The sequence below is a fragment of the Amycolatopsis endophytica genome (assembly GCF_013410405.1).
Taxonomy (GTDB): domain Bacteria; phylum Actinomycetota; class Actinomycetes; order Mycobacteriales; family Pseudonocardiaceae; genus Amycolatopsis_E; species Amycolatopsis_E endophytica.
The window spans coordinates 1,765,164-1,777,125 of sequence record NZ_JACCFK010000001.1; the positions used below are offsets into that span (position 1 = coordinate 1,765,164).

The 11,962-nt window shown below is 70.7% G+C and carries 13 protein-coding genes and 2 tRNA genes; 6 read left to right on the forward strand and 9 right to left on the reverse strand.

The genetic code is table 11. The features are described 5' to 3' along the window. The first annotated feature begins 115 nt into the window (after positions 1 to 115). Together HNR02_RS08790 and HNR02_RS36445 are read left to right on the forward strand one after the other, a co-directional pair. Positions 116 to 1,120: a M14 family metallopeptidase gene (locus HNR02_RS08790; protein ID WP_179775801.1), complete on the forward strand. Its 1,005-nt coding sequence runs from the start codon at positions 116 to 118 to the stop codon at positions 1,118 to 1,120. Positions 1,121 to 1,153: 33 nt separating this feature from the next. Then, the gene (locus HNR02_RS36445) at positions 1,154 to 1,783 is read left to right on the forward strand and encodes a helix-turn-helix transcriptional regulator (protein WP_179772662.1); all 630 of its coding nucleotides are present in this window, start codon (positions 1,154 to 1,156) and stop codon (positions 1,781 to 1,783) included. Here HNR02_RS36445 and HNR02_RS08800 read toward each other — a convergent pair. The 7 genes from HNR02_RS08800 to HNR02_RS08830 all read right to left on the reverse strand — a co-directional run bounded on the left by HNR02_RS08800 (position 1,773) and on the right by HNR02_RS08830 (position 7,444). Next, complete coding sequence (locus HNR02_RS08800) at positions 1,773 to 2,654, reverse strand: spermidine synthase (RefSeq protein WP_179772663.1); 882 nt, start codon at positions 2,652 to 2,654, stop codon at positions 1,773 to 1,775. The two genes, HNR02_RS36445 and HNR02_RS08800, sit on opposite strands and share 11 nt — an antisense overlap. 10 nt (positions 2,655 to 2,664) lie before the next feature. Then, on the reverse strand, positions 2,665 to 3,516 hold the full coding sequence (locus tag HNR02_RS08805) for a hypothetical protein (RefSeq protein WP_179772664.1): 852 nt from the start codon (positions 3,514 to 3,516) through the stop codon (positions 2,665 to 2,667). Beyond that, the gene (locus HNR02_RS08810) at positions 3,513 to 4,850 is read right to left on the reverse strand and encodes a hypothetical protein (protein ID WP_179772665.1); all 1,338 of its coding nucleotides are present in this window, start codon (positions 4,848 to 4,850) and stop codon (positions 3,513 to 3,515) included. The genes HNR02_RS08805 and HNR02_RS08810 overlap by 4 nt, the downstream gene beginning before the upstream one ends. Beyond that, entirely contained in the window at positions 4,847 to 5,137 is a 291-nt protein-coding gene (locus HNR02_RS08815) for a DUF6403 family protein (RefSeq protein WP_179772666.1), read from the reverse strand. Before HNR02_RS08815 ends, HNR02_RS08810 begins: the two co-directional genes overlap by 4 nt. Before the next feature lie 83 nt (positions 5,138 to 5,220). Continuing rightward, positions 5,221 to 6,984 (reverse strand): hypothetical protein, encoded by a 1,764-nt coding sequence (locus tag HNR02_RS08820; protein WP_179772667.1) that lies wholly within the window; start codon positions 6,982 to 6,984, stop codon positions 5,221 to 5,223. 169 nt (positions 6,985 to 7,153) lie between these two features. Beyond that, positions 7,154 to 7,226, reverse strand: a tRNA-Ala gene (locus HNR02_RS08825). 29 nt (positions 7,227 to 7,255) lie between these two features. After that, positions 7,256 to 7,444, reverse strand: a complete 189-nt coding sequence (locus tag HNR02_RS08830) for a DLW-39 family protein (protein WP_179772668.1) — start codon at positions 7,442 to 7,444, stop codon at positions 7,256 to 7,258. Positions 7,445 to 7,621: 177 nt separating this feature from the next. On the opposite strand from HNR02_RS08830, the gene HNR02_RS08835 reads away from it, so the two are divergent. From HNR02_RS08835 to HNR02_RS08845, 3 genes are all read left to right on the forward strand, one after another. Next, the gene (locus HNR02_RS08835) at positions 7,622 to 9,019 is read left to right on the forward strand and encodes an FAD-binding oxidoreductase (protein WP_179772669.1); all 1,398 of its coding nucleotides are present in this window, start codon (positions 7,622 to 7,624) and stop codon (positions 9,017 to 9,019) included. A 56-nt stretch (positions 9,020 to 9,075) separates the two neighbouring features. Next, the gene (mbp1, locus tag HNR02_RS08840) at positions 9,076 to 9,309 is read left to right on the forward strand and encodes a microaggregate-binding protein 1 (RefSeq protein WP_179772670.1); all 234 of its coding nucleotides are present in this window, start codon (positions 9,076 to 9,078) and stop codon (positions 9,307 to 9,309) included. 148 nt (positions 9,310 to 9,457) lie between these two features. Beyond that, positions 9,458 to 10,423, forward strand: coding sequence for a MerR family transcriptional regulator (locus HNR02_RS08845; protein WP_179772671.1), 966 nt, complete (start codon positions 9,458 to 9,460; stop codon positions 10,421 to 10,423). Here the strand turns inward: HNR02_RS08845 and HNR02_RS08850 are convergent. After that, positions 10,420 to 11,277, reverse strand: coding sequence for a YceI family protein (locus HNR02_RS08850; protein WP_179772672.1), 858 nt, complete (start codon positions 11,275 to 11,277; stop codon positions 10,420 to 10,422). The two genes, HNR02_RS08845 and HNR02_RS08850, sit on opposite strands and share 4 nt — an antisense overlap. A 225-nt stretch (positions 11,278 to 11,502) precedes the next feature. Between HNR02_RS08850 and HNR02_RS08855 the strand changes: the two genes are divergently transcribed. After that, positions 11,503 to 11,763 (forward strand): WGxxGxxG family protein, encoded by a 261-nt coding sequence (locus tag HNR02_RS08855; RefSeq protein WP_179772673.1) that lies wholly within the window; start codon positions 11,503 to 11,505, stop codon positions 11,761 to 11,763. Positions 11,764 to 11,887: 124 nt separating this feature from the next. On the opposite strand, the gene HNR02_RS08860 is transcribed toward HNR02_RS08855, so the two are convergent. Beyond that, positions 11,888 to 11,961 (reverse strand) — tRNA-Ile (locus HNR02_RS08860). Position 11,962: the final 1 nt, after the last annotated feature.

Below are 11,962 nucleotides of genomic sequence, written 5' to 3' on the forward strand. Positions count from 1 at the left end.
TCAACCACCCGACGTACGTCGGGTTGTGGCGGGCGCGCCGCTCCAGCAGGGTGGGACGAACTACTCTTCGTGTTCGTCCGGAGGCAAAATGTATTCACGGCGGGCCGCCGGTGCCCTGCTGTCCCTGGTGACCGGAGCCGCCCTGCTGACCGGGACCACACCCGCGCACGCGGTGGCGGCCGACTTCCCGGCAGGCGACGAGGGCTACCACACCTACGCCGAAGTCACGTCCGAGCTGCGGAACGCGGCCGCGAACCACCCTGACCTCGCGGCGCTGTCCAGCGCCGGCAAGTCCTTCGAGGGCCGCGAGCTGAACCTGCTCAAGATCAGCGACAACGTCACCGCCGACGAGGGTGAGCCGGAGGTGCTGTTCACCTGCAACCAGCACGCCCGCGAGCACCTGACCACCGAGATGTGCCTGCACATCGTGCAGCGCTTCACCGACGGCTACGCGACCGACCCGAACATCAGGCAGCTCGTCGACGGCCACGTGATCTGGGTGATCCCCAACGTCAACCCGGACGGCTCGGAGTTCGACATCTCCGGGAGCGACTACCAGTACTGGCGCAAGAACCGGAAACCCGCCGACGACAACTCGATCGGCACCGACCTCAACCGAAACTGGGGCTACAAGTGGGGGTGCTGCGACGGATCGAGCACCCGCCCGGGGTCGGAGACCTACCGCGGCCCCGCGGCGTTCTCCGAGCCGGAGACGCAGGCGGTGGCGCGGTTCGTGGACTCCCGGGTGATCGGCGGTACCCAGCGGATCAAGGCGCACATCGACTTCCACACCTACTCGGAGCTGGTGCTCTGGCCGTTCGGGCACACCCAGGACGACACCGGTGAGGGTATGACGGCCGAGGAGAACGCGCGGTTCCGCGACGTCGGGCAGCGCATGGCCGCGACCAACCAGTACACCGCCCAGCAGTCCAGCGACCTCTACGTCACCGACGGCGACATCAACGACTGGATGTGGGGCACCCACAAGGTCCTCAGCTTCACCTTCGAGATGTACCCGACCAGCCCGTTCCCCGGCTTCTACCCCCCGGACGAGGACATCGTCCGTGAAACCACCCGCAACGACGCGGCGGTGGACATCCTGATCGGCGAGGCCCGCTAGACAATCGATCCAGGCTCTGTACATCATGCCCAGGTGACCGATGCCGACGCGGTGCTCGCCGCGCTCCGACCCGTGCTCGACGGCCTCGCCGCCACGTTCGGCGGCCACTGCGAGGTCGTGCTGCACGACTACCGGCGCCCGGAGGGTTCCGTCGTCGCGGTCGCCGGCGACGTGACCGGCCGGGCACCCGGCGGCGCGATGAGCGAGCTGGGCCTGAGCCTGCTCAAGCAGGGCCGGGACGCGCGCGACCAGGTCAACTACCTGACGCGCACGGACTCCGGCCGGGTGATCAAGGCGTCGACGCTGCTGCTGCGCGACTCCGACGGCGAGGTGTTCGGGTCGCTGTGCGTCAACGTCGACGTGACCGACCTGCGCCACGCGGCCGTGCTGCTGGGCGAGCTGGGCGCGGTGAGTTCCCTGCCCGACGCGACCACGACCTTCACCAACGACGTCGGGCAGCTGATCCGCGGCGTGGTGGCCGAGGAGGAGCTGAAACTCGGCCGCCCGGTGGGCCGGATGACCCGCGCCGAGCGGCTGGACCTGTTCCGCGCCCTCGACGAACGCGGGCTGTTCGCCCTGCAGAAGGCCGTGCCCGAGGTGGCGGCGGCGCTGGGCATCTCGCGCGCGTCCGCGTACAACCACCTGGCGGAAATCAGGTCCTAGGCGGCAGGCCGAACACGTTCCACGGCGGGCGCGGGGTCTCGACCGCGTCGTCGTCGGTGATCGGTTTGGCGCTGCCCCGGAACTTGTCCAGCTCCTCGCCGCCGGTGACACGCGCCGGGAAGGCCGCCGAGGCGGCACGGCGGCCGATCTCCGCGAGCGGCAGGTCCTTGCCGGACGCGGCCAGCACGAGGTTGCCGAACCGGCGCCCACGCAGCACCCCGGAGTCGGCGAGCATCACGACGTGCGGGAACACCGCGGCGACCGTGGCGACGACCCGGCGGGCGAACTTCAGGCCGGGCCCGTCCGCGACGTTGATCAGGTACGTGCCCGCGGGCCGCAGGACGCGGGCGACGTCGGTGGTGAACTCGAGGGTCGCCACGTCGGCCGGCATCTTCGCGCGCTGGAAGACGTCCGCGACGACCAGATCCGCCGAGGCGTCATGACGGGTGGCCACGCCTTCGCGGCCGTCGGAGATGCGCACCCGCAGGTTCGGGACGGCGCGCAGGTCAAGCTGCTCACGCACGAGCTCGATCAGCGGTTCGTCGGCGTCGAAGACCAGCTGCCGCGAGCCGGGCCGGGTGGCCGCGACGTAGCGCGGCACGGTGCAGCCCGCGCCGCCGAGGTGCAGTGCGTCGAGCGGCCCGGCGCCGAGACAGTCGATCACGTCACCGATCCGCCGGACGTACTCGAACTCCAGGTGTTCCGGATCGTCGAGGTCCACATAGGACTGCGCGACCTCGTCGACGGTCAGCAGCCACGCGTTGGCCCGGTCGGCGTCGGCGATCAGTTCGGCGAGACCGAAGCGGACGGGGTGGCGCCCGGGAACCGGCCGTGCCGCGCCACGCCGCCGGTTCGTGCCTCTGCCTGCCATCGACGCAACTCTACGTGAGCTTGAGACACCGCCTGCCGAGCGCGTCGACCCGCTCGGCCAGTGCGACGTACTCCTCCTCGGTGCTCGCCTCCGCGATGTCGTCCAGCAACCGCACGTAGTCGTCGATGATCCGCCGGTACCGCTTGTCCTTGGCGCGGCGCGCGTCGAGGTCGATGATCTGCTGCGCCAGCGCGGCCGAGCCCGCGGTCAGCTTGCTGCGGGCGTCGCCTGCCGCTTCGCGTTGGTCCTGGAGCCGCACCGCCAGCCGAGTGGCCCGGCGCGCCGCCAGGTTGATGCCGACCGCGCCGAGGACGACGGCCACGACCGACGCGCCGGCGATCAGGAACCGGGGCAGCGGGGGGCTCAGCTCACGAGCACCGTCGGGCACGGTGCCGGCCCGCACGAGGAGGTCGTAGTTGACCGCGATGACCTTGATCGCGTCGAGCGGCCGGTCGTGGAACTCGCCGATGCCCCGCTTGATGATCTGCTCGGCGACCACGGCCTTGCCGAAGTTCTCGTCATCGCGTCCGGGCAGCAGCGCGCAGCCGTAGGTGTCGTAGTCGTCGTCCTCCTGGCTCAGCAGCAGGACGAGGTTGCCGTCCACGGCGCTCTCCACGTCGTCGCAGCCTTCGCTGAGGTCGGCGCCGGGGCTGTCCATGATGACGACGAGCCTGCGGTTGCCGATGATCCGCTCGGCCGCCGCCTCGTCCAGCTCGACATCGTCCGCCGCGTACACCGAGGACGTGCGGACCTCACGGGCCATCGCGCCTTCGAAGATCCCGCCGGTCCACAGTGCCCAGACGACGAAGGCGAGACACACGACCGTGGCGGCGCCGAAGGTGCCGCGGAAGAACCGGATCACGCGAGCCTGCCTTCGAGGTAGACCGCGGGCTGGTACTCGCGACGGCGGAGTGCCTTGGCGACCTGGGCGAGTTCGCCCGACGCGTCGTCGAGGAGCGCGGTCACGTGCTTGTCCGGCAGCCGTTTGTCCAGAGCCTCCCGCGCGGACTGGAGCGTCGCGATCGCCCTGGTGAGCGCCGGAGCGTCGCTGAGGCCGGAGACTTCGATGGCGAGTGCGGTGAGCCCGGCCAGCCGCACCCGTGCACTGGACGGGCGCCGCCGTGGACGGAACGCGCGGGCGGACAGCACGAGGAAGACCACGGCGCAGGCGGCGAAAATCCACGGCAGGGCGGGCAGCGCGACGCGGACCGGGTCGAACGGCTGGTACGGCAGCGGACGGTCGAACACGCCCGCGTAACGGAGGTCGGTGACGCGGGCCAGGTACGCGCCGAGGACGTTGCGCTGCGGGTAGGCGTACCGGCTGAGCCGTTCGCCGAACTGACCGTAGAAGCTCGCCGCGGCGACGTCGGCGAAATCCGCCGCGTGCGGGCCGTGGTATTCGATCCAGTCGCCGTACATCACCACGAGCGGGCGGTCCGGGAACAGTGCGGTCAGCGCGGTGCCGTAGTCCGGCAGTGGCTCCGCGGCCGGTTGCCGCGGCAGCGCGACGAACAACGCGCCGCCAGGGAAGGCGTTGGCCGCGCCCTCGGGCGGGACGCCGGTGAGCGTCGCACCGGATCCGATGTGGACGTTCGAGGCACGCAGATCGTCGACGACGGGCGCGAGTTCCGCGGGCGTCGGCTCGCGCACCGCGGGCGTGCCGGTGTCCGCGGGTTCGGGGCGGTCCTCGACGCGCGCGATCAGGAAGAGGAGCAGGCTGGTGACGTCGGCGGTGGCGAACTGGGCACGCCACTCGGAGATCCGGTCGGGGACGACCACACTGCCGTCACCGGCGACGCGCGTGCCGGTGATGCGGATGACGTGGGTGTCCTCGCCGAGGTCGACGTCGGTGACCCGGTCGCGTTCGGACTCGTCGAGGCCGGGCGGGGTGACCAGGATGCGGATGTCGGAGCCGCCGATCGCGGTGCGCACCTGCTCCTCGTCCCACCGCGCGATCGATCCGGGCAGCCGGGTCACGGGATTCGCCCGCACGAGCGCGTTCATCTCCTCGACGGACGGCACGGACGCGTCACTGAGCTCGCCGGCGCCGCCCTCTTCGACGGAGTCGGTGGAGGTGGGTGACTGGCCGTAGCTGACTTCGGTGGTCTGTTTCTGGGCGACGAGGAAGACGACCAGGACGACCACCGCAGCGGCGAGGCAGGACCACCGCAGCCACTCGGCCCAGCGCCGGGTCACCGGGCCTCCCGCCACAGCCGGTCCGCGTGGCGGGCGTAACCGGCCGCGGCGCGTGCCGCGTTCGGACCGCCACCGTCGGCCAGCATCCGCTCGGCACGGGCGAGGAACTGGTCTGCTTCGGGAACGTCGCGCCGGGCAGCGTCACGGCTGATGGTCGCTTTGTCGACCGCGTTGCGGACGAGCGACCACGCCGCGCCCCGTTCTTGCCGCCGCCCACGGGGAAGCACGACGGCAACCCCCGCGGCGACGAGCACCACGGCACCGATGAGCCACACGAGCCACGTCAAGCGGAGTCCTCGGACGATCAGGTGAGCAGAGGGCTCGATTGTCCATGATCACGCGCGCGGAAGCGACCGATTCGCCCGCAATGTCACAGTGATCGGCGGGCCTCGGCGGCGATGTCCGGGTGCGGGTGGTGCGCGGCGATCTCGGCGAGCATCGCGGCGCGATCCGGGTGTTCACTGCCCACGACCGCGCGCACCAGCCCGATCTGGTCCTCCGGCGGATGGTCGGTGAGCCCGTCCAGGAGCAGGCCGCGTTCGTGCAGAGCGGCGAGGTTCTCCGACGCGGCCAGCATCCGCTCGTCTTCGCTGGGGTCTCGCGGGTCCAGCGCGCCGCGGCGGACCAGCCAGCCGGCGGCGACGGCGCCCACGACACCGCCGTCCGCGCGCAGCCTCCGCGCCTCCCGTTCACCCGCGTCGCCGGGCTTCTCCAGCCCCGTCCAGGCGAGCGCGCGCAGCGTCGGTGACGGCGTCTGCGCGACGAAGTCGGCAAGCCCGGCCGCGGCGTCCGCGGGTGTCCGTGCCCCGGCCCATTCCTGGAGCACGGCGTCGGTCACGTCCGGATGCGCGTACACCAGCGACGAACACACGTCCTCGGGCGGCAGCCCGGCCAGATCCTTCGCGAGCGGTGCGTCCATTCCCTGCGCCATCAGCGCCTCCCGCACGCCCCACAGCCCGAGCGGGGTCAGGAGCACCAGGCGCGGGTCCGGATCGCCACGCTCGGACACCTGCACGATCCGGTCCAGGTCACCGGCGCCCGCCGCCGTCGTGACCCGCACCGCGCCCAGCCACTCGAGCGCCGCGACCACGCCGTCCAGGTCCTGCCGCGACGTCGGGGCGTCGTCGTCGAAGCTCTCCCCCGGGAAACCGCCGCCGAAGCTTTCCTCCAGGAACTGGACGAGCAGCTCCACGGGCAACGGCGATCCGCCCGCCCGGTAGAGCGCGAGCCAGAGGTCCTCGACCGGCAGCCAGACGGCCGGCCTCAGTGTGCGCACGACCTCGAACGCGCGACGCCACAGCTCCCACGGCCGGTCGAGCAGGCCGGCCCTGGCCTTGACGGTGACCAGACGGCCCTTCACGACCCGGACCAGCCGGAGCGCCGTCGCCCAGTCCACCAGCAACTCGACGTCGGCGGGGGCGAGGGCAAGCAGCTCCGCCAGCTCGTGCGCCTCCACGGGCTGCCTGGCTCGCGTCACGGCGCGTCCCGCCCCGACCCACCCGGTCAGTGCCCGCATCCGGCTGACGAGATCGGTTTCGCCGGCGAGTTTTTCCAGCTCGGCGTCGTCGGGAAGGACCACGGGCGGCAGCGGGTCGGCGTCGTCCGTCTCGGCCGTGTTCCGTCGCATGATCTCGTCGAGGATGTCCCGGTCGAAGTCGATTTCCCCGGCGTTGACGGCGTCGAGGAATTCCGCCACCTTCGCGGCGTCCTCGGGGTCGATGTCGTGCTCGGCCATCCGGGTCGCCCAGAACTTGGCGAGGCCGAAGTTGCGTTCGTCGGCCATGGCCGCGTGGAACGCCTCGGCGTTGCGGTCGATCTCCCGGTGGAGGGTTTCGGCGTCGCGGGTGCGGCTGACCGGCGTCGTGGTCAGGAAGTCGACCCAGTGGTGCAGGGTGGACACCACGTCCGGCCAGTAGTCGCGCTCGACGGTCACGTTGCGGGGGAACCAGTGCAGCAGCAGGCCCCGGAGGTCGGCGGCGTCCCATTTGGCCGGGTCGCCGTCCTGGTGGAACCGCCAGTCGATCGCGACCTCGACGAAGAACGGATCGGCCTCGGCTCCGTTGTCGTCTGCCCACGATTCGAACCGGGTGAACAGGTCCTCGGCGACGAACTCCGGTGCGGTCTGATCATCCACTACGCGCCTCATCGTTCGAACCAGGTGAGAGTCACTCGAAAACCGGGCACCGGCTGGGGGTCCGGGGGCGAAGCCTCCCGGGCGGGGCGCGGGGGTCGCACCCCCGGAGAAATGCCACGGGCGACCCGGCGAAGACGCGAAGCGTCGAGCAGGGGACCCCTAGAGACCGTGGAGCTGAGGGGAATCGAACCCCTGACCTCTGCCTTGCAAAAGCAGCGCTCTACCAATTGAGCTACAGCCCCGGACGCGAGCCACGGGGGCTCGCGGAGGTTCAGTTGTTCGTGCCCGCCTCGGCGGCACGCGCCGGGGCGCTGCCGTTCGTCGAGACCGCGGCCAGCGGCCGCTCGGTCGGGGCGGTGGCCTCGCGCCACAGGTCGGCCTCAGCCTTGGCGTCCTTGTTGCGCTTGATCACGAACAGCACCCCACCCGCGACGACCGCGAGCGCCAGCAGCTTCTTCACGTTCAGGCCCCTCTTCGACGGTCCGGCTGACCACCCGATGCTACTGCACCTGCCCTCGGCGGGTGCGCGCGGTTCGGAACGGCGATACATCCGGATTGTCTGTAATGCACGTCACATCAACTTCGACTTCCTGTGGTGGCCCGTACCGCGCCATCACCCCTACGGAAGCAGGAAGTCATGATCCCCTTCGACGTGGAGACTCTGCGGCGTTCCCTCGAGGGTGCCGCCCTGTTGCCTGAAGATCCGGGTTACGACCAGGGAAGACGGGTGTGGAACGGCCTCGTCGACCGACGGCCGGCTGTCCTCGTCCGGCCGTCCGGGCCCCGTGACGTCGCGACGGCGCTGGCCGCCGCCCGCGCGTCCGGGCTGGAGGTGTCGGTCCGGGGCGGCGGGCACAACGTCGGTGGAGCGGCGGTCGGGGACGATGGCCTGACCATCGATCTGAGCACCCTCAGCGACGTCTCGGTGGACCCGGAGACACGCACGGCCCGTGTCGGCGGCGGCGCGCGCTGGCAGCAGGTCGACACCGCGACCCAGGGCCACGGCCTGGCGACCGTCGGCGGCACGGTCAGCGACACCGGTGTCGGTGGTCTGACGCTCGGCGGCGGTTTCGGCTGGCTCACCAACCAGCACGGCCTGACCTGCGACAACCTGCTGTCCGCGGAGGTCGTCCTGCCCTCCGGCGACATCGTGCGCGCCTCCGGCGACGAGCACACCGACCTGTTCTGGGCGTTGCGCGGCGGTGGCGGGAACTTCGGTGTCGTCACCGAGTTCGAGTTCCGGCTGCACCCGGTCGGCCCGATCATCCAGCTCGGGCTGTTCTTCTGGGAGGAGGAGCGCGGGGCCGAAGCGCTGCGGTTCATCCAGACGGTCGTCGACGGGTTGCCGCGCGAGTCCGGCGCGATCGTCGCGGCGCTGAACGCTCCGCCGGCTCCGTTCGTCCCGGAGGAACACCACTTCCGCCCCGGGTATGCCCTGATCCTCGCCGGGTTCGGCGCGGAACCCGAGTTCGCCGAGCTGGCCCAGCACACGCGCACCGGGCTGAGGCCGTTGTTCGAGTTCGCTTCCCCGATGCCCTACGTCGCGCTGCAGCAGATGCTCGACGAATCGGCGCCGCCCGGGATCCTGGCCTACGAGAAGGGGTTGTACCTGGACAGCTTCTCGGATCCGGTGATCGAAGCGGTCACGTCGCGGATGCCGCTGCGGAACTCGCCGATGTCGTTCTCGCCGAACCTGTGCGCGGGCGGGGCGTTCACCGAAGTCGCCGACGACGCCACCGCGTTCGGCGGCGCGCGGACATCCACGGTGTTGTTCACCGTCGCGGCCCTCGCGACGGACGCCGACGTGCTGGCGCGTGACCGGCAGTGGGCTCGTGACCTGTGGGAGGCGATCGCCCCCTACTCGTCCGGAACAGGCGGGTACGTCAACTTCATGACCGACTACGAGCAGGACCGCGTGCGCGACAGTTTCGGGGCCGTGAAGTACGAGCGGCTGTCGCGGATCAAGGCGCACTACGACCCGGAGAACCTGCTGCACCGCAACCCGAACATCAAACCGGCACTCGCCCCGGCGTGAGTGGTTAGTCGTGCGCTCCCTCGGGTAGCCGTGTCGGTGACGAAGGAGGGGCAGAGATGACCGACAAGGAAGACCGTCAGGAAGGCATCAAGGGCGCGGTCGAGGGCCTGAAGGGCAAGGTCAAGGAGACGGCGGGGACGTTCCTCGGCAATGACTCCGCCCAGCGCGAGGGCCGCGCGCAGCAGGAAAAGGCCGACGCACAGCAGCGCGTGTCGGAGAAGGAAGCCGAGGCCGACCGCGCGCGGCGGGAAGCGGAACTCGGCGAGGCGCGGCAACGCAACGAGCAGTAGCGGGTCGCCCCCAGACACGGCCAGGACAGACGCGGCACATTCCCCGTCTGTCCTGGCCGTTCCACGTGGAACAAGAGTTGACCTTGCCCCCGGGGCAGGGCCCACAGTCGCTTCGACCGGGCAAAATGCCTGGTACGAGGAAGGCGATATGGGTCTGCTCACGATCGGGACGTTCGCCCGCGCGACGGGACTGTCCGCCAAGGCGCTGCGCCTGTACGACGAACTGGACCTCCTCCGGCCCGCCGCGGTCGATCCGGTCTCGGGGTACCGCCGGTACTCACCGGACCAGGTTGAGCGCGGGCGGCTGATCGGATGGCTCCGGCGGACCGGGATGCCGCTGGCGCGGATCCAGCGCGTGCTGACGGGGTCCGATCCGGCCGCGGAGGTCCTCGCCTACTGGCACGAGGCCGAAGCCGATTTCGCGGCACGCGGGCGGCTCGTCGCCTTCCTCGTCGAGCAACTGTCCGGAAAGGACACTGCGATGACCGGGATGATCCACGCCGCCCGCGCCGACCGTGGCCTCGTGCGCGAGGCGAACCAGGACGCCGCCTACGCGGGACCGCACCTGTTGGCCGTCGCCGACGGTTTCGGCGCCGGCGGGCAGGAGGCGAGCGTCGCCGCGATCGACGCGCTCAAACCGCTGGACTCCACGAGCGCCGGGGATCCGCTCGACGCGCTCGGGGAAGCCTTTCGCGCGGCGGGCGCGGCCGTGCGCGGCCTGTCGGACGCGGGCACCACGCTCACCGCGCTGCTCTGGTCGGGCTCCCGACTCGGCGTGGTGCACGTGGGCGATTCGCGGGCGTACGTGCTGCGCGCGGGTGAGCTGTTCCAGCTGACCCAGGACCACGTCCAGGGGACCGCGGTCCCGGCCACGCTGGTCAGAGCCCTGCACCGCGAACCGGTCGAACCGGATCTGCTGCCGCGGGAAGCCCAGGACGGCGACCGGTACCTGTTGTGCTCCGACGGTCTCCACACCGCGGTGCCGGCCGACGTGCTGACCGCGGAACTGCGGTCCGCCGCCACCCCGGGGGACGCGGTCACGGCGCTGGTCGACCTGGCGAACCGGCGGGGCGGGCGGGACAACGTCGCCTGCGTGGTCGCCGACCTGGCTTAGACGCCGCGCACGGCCTGCACGTCGAAGCGGAGTTCGATCGTCGAGCCGACCACCACCAGGCCCTTCGCGAGCGTCTGCTGCCAGTTGATGGTGAAGTCCTCGCGGTGCAGTTCCGCGGTGGCGACCGCACCCAGCCGGTCACCGTTCCACGAGCGCAGTCCGAGGTAGCTCGCGTCGAGGCGCACGCCGCGACTGGCTCCGCGCAGGTTGAGCGTGCCGTCGATGTGCCACCGGTCGCCTGCCGCGCGCTGCACGCCCTGGCTGAAAAAGTGGATCTTCGGGAACCGTTCGACGTCGAGGAAGTCGGGCGAGCGCAGATGCTCGTCCCGCTTCTCGGCGGCGGTGTCGATGCTGGCCGCGTCGATGACGACCTCGATGGAGGAGTTCTCGATCTGCTCGTCCACGTGAATGCTGCCGTGGAACCGCGTGAAGCGGCCGTGCACGCGGGACAGGCCGATGTGCCGCGCCACGAACCGGATCGACGTGTGGTCCGGGTCGATCACCCAGCGGCCCGGGCCCGGCAGGCGGACGCTCGCGTCGGGGTGCAGCTCGATGTCGCCGAGGGAGGTGTGGTCGCCGGTCACGACGTCGACGGTGTGCCGCGCCTCGCGATAGCCGCCGGAGCTGACCGTGACGTCGTAGGTTCCGGTGGCCGCCGTGACGACAGCCAGCCCGAAGTCGTCGGACACGGTGCGCGTGGCCCGGCGGCTACGCCGGTGGCGAAGCACCATTTCGCCGCCCGCCAGCGGGTTGCCCGCCTCGTCGTGCAGGCGGGCGCTCACGAGACCAGCACCGGCCGCGAAGGCGACCGGCTCACCCTGACGCCCGTCACGTCGGCGGAGGCGGCTGAACATCGGGACTCCATTCGCTCGTCCGGAAGAGGTCCGGTCAACGACCATAACCAGCTGACCGGGGCCTCGTGACCCTTCTGTTACCAAGGGCACCGGTTCGGACCGGTGACCAGGGTCCCGCCACGGCGCTCCACCCGGACCGACGCACGAAAGGGTGACGAACGCGACATCGGGGCGATGCGTGGTAGCCGACATCACGCGGATTCCCGGCTTGAAAGGAGCCATCTCATGTCCAACCGGTTCAAGCGTTTGATCGCGGCCCTCGCGAGCGCCCTCGTCCTGCCCATGACGGTCGGTTCGGTGGCGAGCGCCGATCAGGTGGCCGGTCCCGTACTGGCTCAGGAGAACCAGCAGCAGCAGGTGGACACCGACAGCGACTGGGAGTGGATCGGGTTGTTCGGCCTGCTCGGCCTGCTCGGTCTCATACCGCGCCGACGCCGACATGAGGTTCGCAACGCGGAAGGCGTCCGCCACGGCGGACAACCGTGACCCGAACCGGTCCACCGACACCATCTGGCCGACAGACAGCACCAAGCAGGGATTGAGGCACTGTCGCCCAGAATGTCAGTCAGGCCCCGCTTCCCTTGACCGGGAAACGGGGCCTGACGTGGTGTGGGCCCAGGAGGACTTGAACCTCCGACCTCTTCGTTATCAGCGAAGCGCTCTAACCGCCTGAGCTATGGGCCCT